General features: G+C 72.7%; 14 protein-coding genes. 9 read left to right on the top strand and 5 right to left on the bottom strand.

Annotated features, from left to right (window positions below; translation table 11 throughout):
• The first annotated feature begins 30 nt into the window (after positions 1-30).
• From Srubr_RS22690 to Srubr_RS22680, 3 genes are read left to right on the top strand one after another with little or no spacing between them, the layout of a single operon-like run.
• The gene (locus tag Srubr_RS22690; RefSeq protein ID WP_223283776.1) at positions 31-618 is read left to right on the top strand and encodes a DUF5998 family protein; all 588 of its coding nucleotides are present in this window, start codon (positions 31-33) and stop codon (positions 616-618) included.
• The gene (locus tag Srubr_RS22685; protein ID WP_189997244.1) at positions 618-1,814 is read left to right on the top strand and encodes an alkaline phosphatase family protein; all 1,197 of its coding nucleotides are present in this window, start codon (positions 618-620) and stop codon (positions 1,812-1,814) included. Before Srubr_RS22690 ends, Srubr_RS22685 begins: the two co-directional genes overlap by 1 nt.
• Positions 1,815-1,865: 51 nt before the next feature.
• Positions 1,866-2,516, top strand: a complete 651-nt coding sequence (locus Srubr_RS22680) for a thymidine kinase (RefSeq protein WP_189997243.1) — start codon at positions 1,866-1,868, stop codon at positions 2,514-2,516.
• A 4-nt stretch (positions 2,517-2,520) separates the two neighbouring features.
• On the opposite strand, the gene Srubr_RS22675 is transcribed toward Srubr_RS22680, so the two are convergent.
• Complete coding sequence (locus Srubr_RS22675; protein WP_189997242.1) at positions 2,521-3,312, bottom strand: VOC family protein; 792 nt, start codon at positions 3,310-3,312, stop codon at positions 2,521-2,523.
• A gap of 315 nt (positions 3,313-3,627) precedes the next feature.
• Between Srubr_RS22675 and Srubr_RS22670 the strand changes: the two genes are divergently transcribed.
• On the top strand, positions 3,628-4,479 hold the full coding sequence (locus Srubr_RS22670; protein WP_189997241.1) for a sulfurtransferase: 852 nt from the start codon (positions 3,628-3,630) through the stop codon (positions 4,477-4,479).
• Positions 4,480-4,560: 81 nt separating this feature from the next.
• Here Srubr_RS22670 and sepH read toward each other — a convergent pair whose 3' ends face one another.
• On the bottom strand, positions 4,561-5,601 hold the full coding sequence (sepH, locus tag Srubr_RS22665; RefSeq protein ID WP_189997240.1) for a septation protein SepH: 1,041 nt from the start codon (positions 5,599-5,601) through the stop codon (positions 4,561-4,563).
• A gap of 480 nt (positions 5,602-6,081) precedes the next feature.
• On the opposite strand from sepH, the gene Srubr_RS22660 reads away from it, so the two are divergent.
• Entirely contained in the window at positions 6,082-6,852 is a 771-nt protein-coding gene (locus Srubr_RS22660; RefSeq protein ID WP_189997239.1) for a hypothetical protein, read from the top strand.
• Here Srubr_RS22660 and Srubr_RS22655 read toward each other — a convergent pair.
• Both Srubr_RS22655 and Srubr_RS22650 read right to left on the bottom strand, forming a co-directional pair.
• The gene (locus tag Srubr_RS22655) at positions 6,776-8,095 is read right to left on the bottom strand and encodes a D-arabinono-1,4-lactone oxidase (protein WP_189997238.1); all 1,320 of its coding nucleotides are present in this window, start codon (positions 8,093-8,095) and stop codon (positions 6,776-6,778) included. The genes Srubr_RS22660 and Srubr_RS22655 overlap by 77 nt on opposite strands.
• A complete protein-coding gene (locus tag Srubr_RS22650) occupies positions 8,055-9,293 on the bottom strand; it encodes an MFS transporter (protein ID WP_189997237.1) in 1,239 nt (412 codons plus the stop codon). The genes Srubr_RS22655 and Srubr_RS22650 overlap by 41 nt, the downstream gene beginning before the upstream one ends.
• Positions 9,294-9,513: 220 nt before the next feature.
• On the opposite strand from Srubr_RS22650, the gene Srubr_RS22645 reads away from it, so the two are divergent.
• Complete coding sequence (locus Srubr_RS22645) at positions 9,514-10,641, top strand: ferrochelatase (RefSeq protein WP_189997236.1); 1,128 nt, start codon at positions 9,514-9,516, stop codon at positions 10,639-10,641.
• Between the two features lie 8 nt (positions 10,642-10,649).
• Positions 10,650-11,465: an inositol monophosphatase family protein gene (locus Srubr_RS22640; protein ID WP_189997235.1), complete on the top strand. Its 816-nt coding sequence runs from the start codon at positions 10,650-10,652 to the stop codon at positions 11,463-11,465.
• 110 nt (positions 11,466-11,575) lie between these two features.
• Here Srubr_RS22640 and Srubr_RS22635 read toward each other — a convergent pair whose 3' ends face one another.
• Entirely contained in the window at positions 11,576-11,749 is a 174-nt protein-coding gene (locus Srubr_RS22635) for a hypothetical protein (protein ID WP_167345744.1), read from the bottom strand.
• 412 nt (positions 11,750-12,161) lie between these two features.
• Between Srubr_RS22635 and Srubr_RS22630 the strand changes: the two genes are divergently transcribed.
• Both Srubr_RS22630 and Srubr_RS22625 read left to right on the top strand, forming a co-directional pair.
• Complete coding sequence (locus Srubr_RS22630; RefSeq protein WP_007387794.1) at positions 12,162-12,815, top strand: response regulator transcription factor; 654 nt, start codon at positions 12,162-12,164, stop codon at positions 12,813-12,815.
• A 5-nt stretch (positions 12,816-12,820) separates the two neighbouring features.
• Positions 12,821-14,077 carry a sensor histidine kinase gene (locus Srubr_RS22625; protein ID WP_189997234.1) on the top strand — a complete coding sequence of 419 codons (1,257 nt, stop codon included), beginning with the start codon at positions 12,821-12,823 and terminating at the stop codon, positions 14,075-14,077.
• Positions 14,078-14,329: the final 252 nt, after the last annotated feature.

Below are 14,329 nucleotides of genomic sequence, written 5' to 3'. Positions count from 1 at the left end.
CGCCCCTGCCCACGGATTAGGATGGACGCCATGGCCAAGACCAGTACGACGACCCAGGGGCTGCGCGCGGCGATCGAGCGCAGCGGCTACTACCCGGCCCTCGTGGCCGAGGCGGTGGAGGCCGCTGTGGGCGGCGAGCCCGTCCGGTCGTACCTGGTCCACCAGGAGACGACGTTCGACCAGAACGAGGTCCGCCGGCACGTCACCGTGCTGGTCCTCACCGGCAACCGCTTCATCGTCAGTCACACCGACGAGCAGGCCGCCGACAGCACCTCCCCGACGCCGTACGCCACCACCTCCACCGAGTCCGTGAAGCTCGACCGGATCTCGTCGGTCGTGGTCAGCCGGGTGGTCGCCAACCCCGAGCAGTACACGCCGGGCACGCTGCCCCGCGAGGTCGTGCTGACCATCGGCTGGGGCGCGGTCAACCGCATCGACCTGGAGCCCGCCGCCTGCGGCGACCCCAACTGCGACGCCGACCACGGCTACACGGGCAGCTCCACGGCGGACGACCTGAGCCTGCGCGTCAGCGAGGCCGGGGACGGCCCGGAGACGGTGCGCCAGGCGCTCGCCTTCGCGCAGGCCATCTCGGAGGCGACCGCGGACCTCACGCGCTGATGTCCCAGCTCTCCGCCTGGGACCACCCCGAGCCCCTCGCCCTGGACACCGCGCCGCTGCCCGAGTACGGCAGCGGCTCCCTGGCCGACCTGCTGCCCACCCTGGCCGCGGGCCTCGGGGTCCCCGGCCTGACCGCCACGATCGGCGAACTGACCCCCGCCGACCGGGTCTGCGTCTTCCTGGTCGACGGCCTCGGCTGGGAGCAGCTCGCCGCCCACCCGGACGAGGCCCCCTTCCTGACCTCCCTGCTCGGCAGCTCCCGAGGCGGCACCGGCCGCCCGCTCACCGCCGGCTACCCGGCGACCACCGCGACCTCCCTCGCCTCCGTCGGCACCGGCCTGCCGCCCGGTGCCCACGGTCTGCCCGGATACGCCGTGCGCAACCCGGCCACCGGCGAGCTGATGAACCAGCTCCGCTGGCACCCGTACACCGAACCGGGCGCCTGGCAGCCGTACCCCACCGTCTTCCAGCAGGCCCACCAGGCCGGGGTGCACACCGCCCAGGTGACCTCGCCCGCCTTCGAGCACACCCCGCTCACCAAGGTCGCGCTCAGCGGCGGCACCTTCCACGGGCGGCTCACCGGCGAGGAGCGCATGGACCTCGCGGCCGAGCAACTGGCCGCCGGCGACCGCTCGCTGGTGTACACGTACTACGCCGAACTGGACGGCTCCGGGCACCGCTACGGCATCGCCTCCGACACCTGGCGCGGCCAGCTGATGTACGTCGACCGGCTCGCCCAGCGGCTGGCCGAGCAGCTGCCCCCGCGCAGCGCCCTGTACGTCACCGCCGACCACGGCATGGTCGACGTGCCGTTCGACGAGCGGCACCGCATCGACTTCGACGAGGACTGGGAGCTGCGGGCCGGTGTCGCGCTGCTGGGCGGCGAGGGCCGGGCCCGGCACGTGTACGCGGTGCCGGGCGCCGAGAACGACGTGCTGGCCGTGTGGCGCGAGGTGCTCGGGGAGCAGTTCTGGGTGGCCTCGCGGGACGAGGCGATCGCGGCCGGCTGGTTCGGGCGGCCCGGCGCGTGCGACGAGCGCGTGTACCCGCGGATCGGGGACGTGATCGCCGCCGCGCACGACGACGTGCTGATCGTCGCCTCCGAGCGGGAGCCCAAGGAGTCGGCGCTGGTCGGCAACCACGGCTCGATGACCCCGGCGGAACAGCTCGTCCCGCTGCTCGAAGTACGCTCCTGACCCCCTGCCCTCCTTTTTTCACCGATTTCGCCGAAAGGTGCTCAACTCCTCATGCCCGAGCTGGTGTTCTTCTCCGGAACGATGGACTGCGGGAAGTCGACGCTGGCTCTGCAGATCGAGCACAACCGTTCCGCGCGCGGCCTGGCGGGCGTGATCTTCACCCGTGACGACCGCGCGGGCGAGGGCAAGCTGTCCTCCCGGCTGGGCCTGGTCACCGAGGCGGTGGAGGTCGAGGACGGCAAGGATCTGTACGCGTACCTCGTGGACCACCTCTCCCAGGGCGGCCGGGCCGACTACGTGATCGCGGACGAGGCGCAGTTCCTGGCGCCCGAGCAGATCGACCAGCTCGCGCGCGTGGTGGACGATCTCGGCCTGGACGTCTTCGCCTTCGGCATCACCACCGACTTCCGCTCCAAGCTGTTCCCCGGCTCGCAGCGGCTGGTGGAGCTGGCCGACCGGATCGAGGTGCTCCAGGTGGAGGCGCTGTGCTGGTGCGGCGCCCGTGCCACGCACAACGCCCGCACGATAGACGGCGAGATGGTGGTCGAGGGCGCCCAGGTGGTCGTCGGCGACGTCAACCAGTCCGCGGGCGAGGTCGGCTACGAGGTGCTGTGCCGCCGGCACCACCGGCGCCGGATGACCGCCGCGACGGCCCGCGCGGCGGCCCTGTCCCCGGACGTGCTGCCCGTCTCGCCCTCCTGAGGGCTCAACGCGGACCCTGGACCACGGAGAACTCGGCGCCCTCCGGGTCCGCCACCGTCGCCACCCGTCCGTGCGGGCCGTCGTGCGCCGGCGCGAGGACCCGGCCGCCCAGCGCCGCCACCCGGCGCAGCGTCGCATCGAGGTCGGCGACCTCGAAGTACGTCCGCCAGTGCGGCCCCCGGTCCGGGGGCAGGCCGTGGCCCACGCCGTGCAGCCCCGCCACCGGACGGCCGTCCAGACGCAGGGTCAGACAGTCGTCACCGGCGGAGACCACCGGCTCCTCCTCGTAGGGAAAGACGCTTTTGTAGAACTTCGTGACGCTTTCCGTCTCGAAGGTGAGCAGTTCGTTCCACACGGGGGCGCCCGGCACGCCGGTCAGGGCCGCGCCGGGATGCGCGGAGCCCTGCCAGATCCCGAACACCGCCCCGGAGGGATCGGCGGCGATCGCCATCCGCCCGGCCTCGGCGGCGTCCAGCGGGCCGACGGCCACCGTGCCGCCGCACAGCCGCACCGTGTCGGCGGTCCGGTCCGCGTCGTCCGAGGCGAGGTACGGGGTCCAGGCGACCGGCAGCCGGCGGCCCGTCGGCAGCCGGCCCACGCCCGCCACCTCCCGCCCGTCGAGCAGCGCCCGCACGTACGGGCCGAGCTGCTGCGGACCGGGTCGGAACTCCCAGCCGAACAGCTCGCCGTAGAACTCCTCGGTGGCGTCCAGCCCGTGCACCATCAGGCTCACCCAGCAGGGTGTGCCGGGCAGGCGCCGCGCGTGCGGACCGGCCGGCTCCCGTGCCTCGGTCATCGATCACTCTCTCCCCGGCCCCTCGCGGTGGCCGTGTCGCTTCCGCTCCCCGGAAGGGTGTCCGCGCCGTCGGCGCGCACGCCCGTGCCGGTCCCCGCATCCTCCGGGTGCCGCGGGGCCGTACCGCGCCGTCGCCCTACCCACGAGAGGATGCCCGATCCGCCGTCTTTCGCCGCATCTTGACGAGGGCCGACGGGTGTCCGTCAGTGGTACACCATGTGCTCGATCCCGTACCGACCGTGATCGAGCCTGTCCGGCCGAGCAGAGTAGCCGGACCTGGACGCCACGGCCACCCCTGGCGTATGGATGGACCCCATGACAGCCATCATCACCGCATCCGAACTCCTGCCCGCGCTCACCGGCGGCAATCCGCCCGTCCTGCTGGACGTGCGCTGGCAGCTGAGCCTGGCCAAGGCGGCCGGCGCGCCCGCCTTCGACGGGCGGGCCGAGTACGCGGCCGGACACATCCCGGGCGCAGTCTTCGTCGACCTGGACCGGGAGCTGGCCGGGGCGCCGGGCGCGGGGGGCCGGCATCCGCTGCCCGGACTCGCGGAGTTCGGTGCCGCGATGCGCCGGGCGGGCGTGTCGGCCGGCCGGCCGGTCGTCGTGTACGACGGCGGGCAGGGCTGGGCGGCGGCGCGCGCGTGGTGGCTGCTGCGCTGGACGGGTCACCCGGACGTGCGGGTCCTCGACGGCGGGTTGCCGTCCTGGCGGGGTGAGCTGTCCACCGAGGTGCCGGTCCCGGCCGAGGGCGACTTCACGCCGACGCCCGCGGCCGGGGGGCTGCTGGACGCGGACGGGGCCGCCGAACTGGCCCGCACGGGTGTGCTGCTGGACGCCCGCGCGGGGGAGCGGTACCGCGGTGAGGTGGAGCCGGTCGACCGGGTCGGCGGGCACATCCCGGGCGCGGTGTCGGCGCCGACGACGGAGAACGTGGGCCCCGACGGCCGCTTTCTGCCCGCGGCGGAGCTGAGGGACCGCTTCAAGGCCCTGGGGGTGTCCGGGGACACCGAGGTCGGCGTGTACTGCGGTTCGGGCGTCTCCGGCGCCCACGAGGTGCTCGCGCTGGCGGTGGCGGGCATCCCGGCGGCCCTGTACGTGGGCTCCTGGTCGGAGTGGTCCTCGGACCCGTCGCGTCCGGTGGCGGTGGGGGCGGACCCGCGGTAGCGCCACGACCGGAGAACCGGCGAAAGGGGGGGGGGGCACGCGCGCGTGCCCCCCTTTTTTTTTCTGGCTGCCGTCGGCCGCCTACTCCTGCTTCTTGCGGCGGGTGCCGAAAACGATCTCGTCCCAGCTCGGCACGGCGGCGCGGCGGCCGGGGCGGACGCCGTCGGCCTCGGCCTGGCGGTCGGTCGCGCCGACGAGCCGGTCGCGGTGGCTGCCGACGGAGCGCGGCATGAGGACGTCCGCGTAGGCGGATCCGGCCGAGGCGGCGGGCGCCGGCGGCTCCTCCGCTTCGGGCTCGTCGCCGGGCTCCTCCGCGGCGTCCGACGGGCGCTCGGGTACGACGAGGTCGCCCCGGAAGCTCGGCACGGCCTCCAGCAGGCTGGTCAGCGAGTCGCGCTCGCCCGTGCTCTCCTCGGCCGGCTCCGGCGGTGGCGCGGTCAGGCCGGGCCGCTCCCGGTCCACCCGTTCGAGCGCACGGTCCATCGAGCGTTCGCGGGGCAGCCGGGCGATCCGCGGGACGAACGGGAAGCTCGGCTCGGGCGCGGCGAGGTCGTCGGACTCGCCGATCAGCGAGCGCGCCTCGTCGTCGACGGCCTGGACGAGCCGCCGGGGCGGGTCGTACGTCCAGCTCGCCGAGTGCGGTTCGCCCGCGACCCGGTAGACGAGGAGCACCTCCCAGGTGCCGTCGTCGCGGCGCCAGGAGTCCCACTGCACGGTGTCCTTGTCGGCGCCGCGCAGCAGCAGCCGTTCCTGCACGGCCTCGCCGAGCAGCGGGCCGGAGTTCTCGCCGGGGCGGCGGACCGGGGTCTTTCGGGCGCGCTCGGCCATGAAGGCACGCTCGGCCAGCACGGGCCCCTCGAAGCGGCGCACCCGGTCGACGGGGATGCCGGCGAGCTGTGCGACCTCTTCCGCGGTAGCTCCGGCTCGTATCCGGGCCTGGATGTCCCGCGGGCGCAGATGGCTCTCGACCTCGATCTCGATCTGGCCGAGGCGCGGCCGGTCGCCGCGCACGGCAGCGCGCAGGCGTTCGTCGATCGGAAGTGTGTACTCCGTGGAGTCGGCAGCCTTCAGCACCAGCCGTGTGCCGTCATTCGAGACGGCCACGACACGCAGTTCGGGCATGGGGACCTCCCGGGTGGTGCCTGCCGACGTCACGTGCGTCGCTGCTTCCGCTAGTCGAGTGTGGCCTGCCCGGGTGCAGCCTGCCACAACCTTGCCGAGTTGCCCGGCGTGTCGGGCGCGGGCCCGGGACCGCCGTTATGGCACGGTTACCTGTTCGCCACGCTAAGTGACCAACTCCGTCACCCTGTGCAACTAGTCCCCTCCCGGTGATCCAGCGGGGGCCGCGGACCTCCTGGTGGGAGACCGGACCCAGGGCTCGCAACAGTACTCCATTCGGGCCACGTGCGTGGATTGGCGCGCTGGCCAACTTCTCGCAAGGAGTGCGACTTGGCCGTTCGCAACCGGTTTTGTCGATCATGACGTGGTGAACTTCACGCAATCGCCAGAAACGGAACTAATGGTTTCGTCCATACGTCCCCTTCTCGTGCAGTCGGTCGGTCAATGTCGATCAAGTACGGGAAAGGCAGGCAAGTTCCGGGTATGCGTGAGACACCCGATACGGGGCGCAAGAGGATCGATCTGAACGTCCCCCAGGTGGCGGGCGGCGCCCTGGCGGCGGTCGTGGCGGCCAAACTGGCTTCGTATTTCGGGGTGTACGGCACGATCCTCGGTGCCGGTGTGGTCAGCGTCCTCGCCACCTGCGGCGGATCGGTCCTCCAGCACTTCTTCAAGCGGACCGGGGAGCAGCTGCGGGAGAAGGCGGTGGTGGCGGCCCGGCCCCGGGAGCGGACGGCGCCGGCCCCCGGGGAGTTCACCGAGGGCACCGTCTACCGGGCGCGGGTGAAGAGCTGGCGCCGCCCCCTGGTCGCCGCCGCCCTGGTCTTCGGCGTCACGATGGCCGGTATCACGGCGTACGAACTGATCTCCGGCAACAGCTTCAGCGGTGGCAAGGGCACGACCGTGAGCGACGCCGTCACCGGCCGGAACTCCTCCGGCAGCCGGTCCGACCACACGCCGGCCCCGTCGGACACGCCGTCCCCGGGGCACACCCCGGCAGGCGGCGGCGATACGGACCGCGGCACGTCCCCGGCGCCCGGCGGCTCCCCGAGCGGCGAGCCGGACGGTGGCTCCGGCGGGACCCCGAGCGGCACCCCGAGCGGCACCCCGGCCACCCCGTCGGCCCCCGCCACCCCGAGCCCCACGCCCAGCGCGCCGGGCGCGTCCGCCACGGCGCCTACGCCCCCAGGACCCTCCGCAGATAGTCGTTCTGGAACAGCCGGTCCGGGTCGAGACGGTTCCGCAACGCCGTGAACTCGCCGAAGCGCGGATATACCCGGGAGAAGTACTCGGCGTCCCGTGTGTGCACCTTGCCCCAGTGCGGACGTCCCTCGTGCGCGGTGAAGACGCGCTCGGCGGCCGTGAAGTACGCCTGGTACGGCGTGCCCCGGAACATGTGCACGGCGATGTAGGCGCTGTCCCGGCCGGAGGCGGTGGACAGGGTGATGTCGTCGGCCGGGGCGGTGCGCACCTCCACCGGGAAGCTGATCCGCAGCCCCGAGCGGTCGACCATGGTCCGCAGCTCGCGCAGGGTCTCCACGACGGCGGCGCGCGGGACGGCGTACTCCATCTCCACGAAGCGCACCCGGCGCGGTGAGGTGAAGACCTTGTACGGGATGTCGGTGTAGGTCCGCGCGGACAGGGCCCTGCTGGAGATCCGGGCGATGGCCGGGACGGCGGCCGGCGCGGCCCGGCCGGCCCACTGGGCCACCTGGAACACCCCGTTGGACAGGAACTCGTCCTCGAACCAGGCGGCCGCCCGCCCCACCGGCCGCGGGGGACCGGCGCTGCGGTTGTTGCGCTTGGTGGTGGTGTTCCCGGTGTGCGGGAACCAGTAGAACTCGAAGTGCTCGTTCTCCGCCCACAGCTGGTCGAACTCCGACAGGACCCGCTCCAGCGGCATCGGTTCCTCGCGCGCGGTGAGCAGGAAGAGGGGCTCGACGGCGAACGTGATCGCGGTGACGATGCCCAGGGCGCCCAAGCCGATCCGGGCGGCGGCGAAGACCTCGGGGTTCTCCTGCGCGGAGCAGGTGAGGACGGAACCGTCTGCCGTGACGAGTTCCAGCCCCTTGATCTGGGCGGCGATGGAGCCGGAGGCGCGGCCCGTGCCGTGGGTGCCGGTGCTGGTGGCTCCGGAGACGGTCTGCTCCATGATGTCGCCCATATTGGTGAGCGACAGGCCCTCGCGCGCGAGGGCGGCGTTGAGCCTCTTGAGCGGGGTGCCCGCCTCCACCGTGACCGTCATGGATTGCCGGTCAATGTTGCGTATGCCCGTCAACAGTTGAGGGCGGATCAGGACACCGTCGGTGGCGGCGATCGAGGTGAAGGAGTGCCCGGTGCCGACCGCCTTCACCTTCAGGCCGTCCTCCCGGGCCCGGCGCACCGCCGCGGCCAGCTCCTCCACCGAGGCCGGCGCGACCTGCCTGGCGGGCCGCGCCGTGACGTTGCCGCCCCAGTTACGCCAGGTTCCGTACGTCCCGCTCGCTGTGCTGCTCAACGGTGCCTCCCCGCCCCGCGGCCGGCCTGCGCAGCCGGCGGTACCCGAGGAAACCGACCACGACCGCGACGGCCCCGGACACGGCCGGGACCCCGTACCCGGCCCGCGCCCCGGCCGCGTCGATCGCCCAGCCGGCCGCGGACGAGCCGAGCGCGACACCGACCGCCAGGCCGGTGCTCACCCAGGTCATGCCCTCGGTGAGCCGCGCGCGAGGTACGTGCTCCTCGATGAGGGACATCGTCGTGATCATCGTCGGCGCGATGGACAGCCCCGCAACGAACAGCGCCACGGCCAGAAGCGGCAGGTTTCCGACCAGTAGGAGGGGGATCATACTCACGGCCATCGCCGCCACGCCCAGCAGCCAGCGGCGTTCCGGCGCCCCGCCGAAGCGCAGCAGCCCGAAGACCGCGCCGGCCACGCAGGAACCGGCCGCGTACAGCGCGAGGACGACGCTGGCGGCGCCCTTGTGGCCCCGCTCGTCGGCGAAGGCGACGGTGACCACGTCCACGGCGCCGAAGATCGATCCGGTCGCGACGAAGGTGGCCACCAGCACCCGCAGCCCCGCCGAGCGCAGGGCGCTGCCGCCGCTTTGCCGCTCGTCCGGGTGCGGGACCGGTTCGGTGGCCTGCTGGGCGGTCAGCCAGAAGACGCCGGCCGCGAGGAAACAGGCGGCCAGCAGCGGGCCCGCCTCCGGGAACCAGGCCGTGGACAGGCCGATGGAGATGATCGGCCCGAAGATGAAGCACACCTCGTCCACCACCGACTCGAACGAGTACGCGGTGTGGAGCTGGGGGGTGCCCCGGTACAGCGCGGCCCAGCGGGCCCGGATCATCGCGCCGAGGCTCGGCACCGAGCCGGTCCCGGCGGCGCAGACGAACAGCACCCAGTCCGGCCACCGGAAGCGGACCGCGCACAGCAGCACGGCCGCCGCCGTCAGGGCCACCAGGGTCGCCGGGCGCAGCACCCGGCGCTGCCCGTGGCGGTCCACCAGCCGGGAGACGCGCGGTCCGATGGCGGCGGCGGACAGCGCGAGGGTGGCCGACAGGGCGCCCGCGAGGCCGTACCGGCCGGTGACCTGGGAGACCATCGTGACCACGCCGATGCCCATCATCGACAGCGGCATCCGGCCGAGGAATCCGGCGGCGGTGAAGGCCTTGGTGCCGGGCGCGGCGAACAAGGCTCTGTAGGGGCTGGGCACGGGGTCTCCGGAAGCGGTTCGGTAAGGCGCGAATAGAGCCGATACAGCTTACAAGTTAGGTCACCCTAAGTGAACCCGTGACGGAGGCCCCGAATGCGCCCATACGGGACGCGCGGACAAAAAGGCCGGAACCTGTGCGGATAAAGAGGACCAACGGCCCGAATCCGACTCGTCGCACCGCTGTTTCCCCGCTGTCAGTGCCGGGTGGCAGGATCGACCCATGCCAGACGCGCTCGATGCCACCCCGTACGACGCCCTGCTCCTGCTCTCCTTCGGCGGCCCCGAAGGCCCCGACGACGTGGTCCCGTTCCTGGAGAACGTCACGCGCGGGCGCGGCATCCCCAAGGAACGCCTCAAGGAAGTGGGGCAGCACTACTTCCTCTTCGGCGGGGTCAGCCCCATCAACGACCAGAACCGCGCCCTGCTCCAGGCGCTGCGCGAGGACTTCGCCGCACACGGCCTGGACCTGCCCGTCTACTGGGGCAACCGCAACTGGGCGCCGTATCTGACCGACACCCTGCGGCAGATGGCCGCCGACGGCCACCGCCGCATCCTGGTCCTGGCCACCAGCGCCTACGCCTCCTACTCGGGCTGCCGCCAGTACCGCGAGAACCTCGCCGACGCGCTGGCCACCCTCCAGGCCGAGGGCGTGGACGTGCCGGCCGTGGACAAGCTGCGGCACTACTTCAACCACCCCGGCTTCGTCGAGCCCATGATCGACGGCGTGCTGCGCGCCCTGGCCGACCTGCCCGAGGACGTCCGCGCGGGGGCCCACATCGCCTTCACCACCCACTCCATCCCGACCGCCGCCGCCGACACCTCCGGACCCGTCGAGTCCCACGGCGACGGCGGCGCCTACGTGGCCCAGCACCTGGACGTGGCCCGGCTGATCGCCGACGCCGTCCGCGAGCGCACCGGCGTCGACCACCCCTGGCAGCTCGTCTACCAGTCCCGCTCCGGAGCCCCGCACATCCCGTGGCTGGAGCCCGACATCTGCGACCACCTCGAGGAGCGGCACGCGGCCGGCGTCCCGGCCGTCGTCATGGCCCCCATCGGCTTCGTCTCCGACCACATGGAGGTCCTGTACGACCTCGACACCGAGGCGAAGGCCAAGGCCGAGGAGCTGGGCCTGCCGGTGCGCCGCTCGGCGACCGTGGGCGCCGACCCGCGGTTCGCCGCCGCCGTCCGCGAGCTGATCCTGGAGCGGGCCGCCGTGGAGCGCGGCCGGGAGGTCACCCCCTGCGCCCTGGGCGCCCTCGGCCCGAGCCACGACGTCTGCCCGGTCGGCTGCTGCCCGGCCCGTGCCCCGCGCCCGGCCGCCGCGGGCGCCGACAGCCCCTACGCGTGAGGAGAGCCGTGACCGACCCCCTGCACCGGGACCTGCTCGCGCTCGCCCGTGAGGCCGCACGCCGGGCCGGCGAGCTGCTGCGCGACGGCCGCCCCAGCGACCTGGCCGTGGCCAGGACGAAGTCCAGCGACGTGGACGTCGTCACCGAGATGGACATCGCGGCCGAGAAGCTGATCACCGATCTGATCTCCGGCCGGCGCCCCGACGACGGCTTCCTCGGCGAGGAGGGGGCCTCGGCCGAGGGCACGAGCGGCGTCCGCTGGGTGATCGACCCGCTGGACGGCACGGTGAACTACCTGTACGGGCTGCCGACCTGGGCGGTGTCCATCGCCGCCGAGCAGGACGGCGAGACCGTCGTCGGGGTCGTCGCGGCGCCGATGCGCGGCGAGACGTACCACGCGGTGCGCGGCGGCGGCGCGTGGGCCACGGGCGCGTGGGAGGGCGAGCGGGCGCTCGCCTGCCGGCCCGCGCCCCCGCTGGACCAGGCGCTCGTCTCCACCGGTTTCAACTACGTCGCCGAGGTCCGTGCCCACCAGGCCGGGCTGGCCGCCCGGCTGATCCCGCTGGTGCGGGACATCCGGCGCGGCGGCTCGGCGGCGGTCGACCTGTGCGACGTGGCCTGCGGCCGGCTCGACGGGTACTACGAGCGGGGCCTGCACCCGTGGGACTTCGCGGCCGGGGACCTCATCGCCCGGGAGGCCGGCGCGCTGACCGGCGGACGGCCCGGACAGCGGCCCTCACGGGAGCTGACGGTGGCGGGTTCCCCGGGTGTCTTCGAGCCGCTCCAGCGGCTGCTGGAGGACTTCGGGGCCTGGCACGACTGACCGGGTCCGGGGCCCGGCCCGACCGACCCGGTCCGAGGCCCGGCCGACGGCCGCACGCGAAGGGACCCCGGCGCTGGATTCGCCGGGGTCCCTTGTCGCGCTCGGGCCGATCAGACGCGTGACGCGCCGACCTCCACACCGTGTTCGGCGGCGAGGCGTCGCAGGTCGTCGAGTTCCGCCTGCTCCACTTCGACAAGGAAGTCGTCGCCCTCGTCACGAGCCCGCGAAAGGTCGGACTCGGTCGCCCTTATGCGCTGCAGAAGTCCTGAGGTGAAAGCGTCCATGCTGCGCCCCCTCGTCCTGGGTCGTGGGTCGGTGGCACGGGGCTGTGCCGTTTGGAAGGGGCGATCACGTCTCGCGGGTGCCCAGCGCTGCCCGGCCGGGCGGCGACGGTGCCGGACACCCACGCCCGCTCTGCGGAGCGGAAGGCGGAGTACCGCATGGTGCTGCGGCACATGCAGAGCGTGATCGCGGGGTGTAAAGCCGTCCTCCCCCCGCTCCCCTCCGGGGAAACCTAACCGCGGGAGAAATTCTCGTATTCCCGCCCCGCAACCCCTGTCCCTGCGGTCCCGGGGACCGCCTTACAGCCGACTTATGGCCGAAAAGGGCAGGATGGGGGTCACACCCCAACGCGAGACCCCTGCCCGCACGCGCCCGCTGCGCGCTACGCGGGCGGACACAGGAAGGACAAGCGACGTGCGCGTACTCGTCGTCGAGGACGAGCAACTGCTCGCCGATGCGGTGGCCACCGGACTGCGCCGGGAGGCCATGGCCGTCGACGTCGTGTACGACGGTGCGGCCGCCCTGGAGCGCATCGGCGTCAACGACTACGACGTGGTCGTCCTCGACCGCGACCTCCCGCTCGTGCACGGCGACGACGTCTGCCGCAGGATCGTGGAGCTCGGCATGCCCACGCGCGTGCTGATGCTCACCGCCTCCGGCGACGTCAGCGACCGTGTCGAAGGCCTGGAGATCGGCGCCGACGACTATCTGCCCAAGCCGTTCGCGTTCAGCGAGCTGATCGCGCGCGTGCGGGCCCTCGGCCGCCGTACCAGCGTGCCCCTGCCGCCGGTCCTGGAGCGCGCCGGCATCAAGCTCGACCCCAACCGCCGCGAGGTCTTCCGCGACGGCAAGGAGGTCCAGCTCGCGCCCAAGGAGTTCGCGGTGCTGGAGGTGCTGATGCGCAGCGAGGGCGCCGTCGTCTCGGCGGAGCAGCTGCTGGAGAAGGCCTGGGACGAGAACACCGACCCGTTCACCAACGTGGTGCGGGTGACGGTGATGACCCTGCGCCGCAAGCTGGGCGAGCCGCCGGTCATCGTCACCGTCCCCGGCTCCGGCTACCGGATCTGATCCCGGTGGCCGCGACACCCGCGCCGCCCCAGGCGCCGCCGAAGCCCACCTGGGATCCCAGGAGGCCGCAGCCGCCCTTCCCGTGGCTGCGTCCCACGATCCGCATACGGCTGACGCTGCTGTACGGCGGCATGTTCCTGATCGCCGGCATCCTGCTGCTGTCGATCATCTACCTGCTGGCCGCGCAGGCGATCAGCACCGGCAACCAGCCGCTGTTCAAGATCGTCAGCGGTTCGGCGATCAAGGTCACCAGCGACAACTGCCCCGCGGTCACCGCGATCAACTCGGGCCCGGTGCCGCTGTCGGACTTCAACGAGGCGATCGCCCGCTGCGTCGACCAGCAGCGCCAGGCGGCTCTGGACAACCTGCTCAGCCGGTCCCTGCTGGCCCTGCTGGGGCTGGCCGTGATCGCCTTCGCGTTCGGGTACGCCATGGCCGGCCGGGTGCTGTCCCCGCTCGGCCGGATCACCCGCACCGCCCGCCAGGTGGCCGGCTCGGACCTGTCCCGCCGCATCGAGCTGGACGGCCCCGACGACGAGCTGAAGGAGCTGGCGGACACCTTCGACGACATGCTGGAGCGGCTCCAGCGGGCCTTCACGGCGCAGCAGCGCTTCGTCGGGAACGCCTCGCACGAGCTGCGCACCCCGCTCGCGATCAACCGCACGCTCCTTGAGGTGCACCTGTCGGACCCGAACGCGCCGGTGGAGCTCCAGCAGCTCGGCAAGACGCTGCTGGCCACGAACGAGCGCAGCGAACAGCTGGTCGAGGGCCTGCTGCTGCTGGCCCGCAGCGACAACCAGATCGTGGAGCGAAAACCGGTCGACCTGGCCGAGGTCGCCACGCAGGCCATCGACCAGGTGCACGCCGAGGCGGAGGCCAAGGGGGTGTCCGTCCAGGGCGAGCGCCGACCGGCCGTGGTCCAGGGCAACGGCGTGCTGCTGGAGCGGATCGCGCTGAACCTGGTGCAGAACGCGGTGCGCTACAACGTGTCCGACAAGGGCTGGGTCGAGGTGAACACCGAGGTCGAGCACGGGCAGGCGGTGCTGACGGTCTCCAACACCGGGCCGGTGGTGCCGGCGTACGAGATCGACAACCTCTTCGAGCCCTTCCGCCGGCTGCGCACCGAGCGCACGGGCAGCGACAAGGGCGTGGGTCTCGGCCTGTCCATCGTCCGGTCCGTGGCCCGGGCGCACGGCGGCCACATCCACGCCCGTCCCCGGGAGGGCGGGGGCCTGGAGATGCGTGTCACTCTGCCCATGTGACGCGGACGGGACACACGCGGGCCGTGTTCGCTCTACGCGGAATTTTCAAGCGGCCGAACGGACGCCCCATTGTGTGATCAGTCACATGAGCGGATTTCCGGCCATGCACGGAGAGTGATCATGATGCTGCATGGAAAGCCGGGAATGTCCTGGTTTTCAGGGTCGTTGTTCACGGGAAGTACACGGAGGGGCGCCTTTGAGGTGCGGCATCGGGACCGTGTACGGTCCTCACCGCCATCCAAGCCGATCACT

This window comes from Streptomyces rubradiris, assembly GCF_016860525.1.
Taxonomy (GTDB): domain Bacteria; phylum Actinomycetota; class Actinomycetes; order Streptomycetales; family Streptomycetaceae; genus Streptomyces; species Streptomyces rubradiris.
The sequence above is the reverse complement of the archived record's forward strand: the minus strand, read 5'-3'. Positions and strand labels throughout refer to the sequence as shown.

Coding starts and splice junctions, on each gene's coding strand:
- Srubr_RS22690 (WP_223283776.1), top strand. CDS start 31: ATGGCCAAGACCAGTACGACGACCCAGGGGCTGCGCGCGGCGATCGAG.
- sepH (WP_189997240.1), bottom strand. CDS start 5,601: ATGCCCGAACTGCGTGTCGTGGCCGTCTCGAATGACGGCACACGGCTG.
- Srubr_RS22680 (WP_189997243.1), top strand. CDS start 1,866: ATGCCCGAGCTGGTGTTCTTCTCCGGAACGATGGACTGCGGGAAGTCG.
- Srubr_RS22675 (WP_189997242.1), bottom strand. CDS start 3,312: ATGACCGAGGCACGGGAGCCGGCCGGTCCGCACGCGCGGCGCCTGCCC.
- Srubr_RS22660 (WP_189997239.1), top strand. CDS start 6,082: ATGCGTGAGACACCCGATACGGGGCGCAAGAGGATCGATCTGAACGTC.
- Srubr_RS22635 (WP_167345744.1), bottom strand. CDS start 11,749: ATGGACGCTTTCACCTCAGGACTTCTGCAGCGCATAAGGGCGACCGAG.
- Srubr_RS22685 (WP_189997244.1), top strand. CDS start 618: ATGTCCCAGCTCTCCGCCTGGGACCACCCCGAGCCCCTCGCCCTGGAC.
- Srubr_RS22670 (WP_189997241.1), top strand. CDS start 3,628: ATGACAGCCATCATCACCGCATCCGAACTCCTGCCCGCGCTCACCGGC.
- Srubr_RS22645 (WP_189997236.1), top strand. CDS start 9,514: ATGCCAGACGCGCTCGATGCCACCCCGTACGACGCCCTGCTCCTGCTC.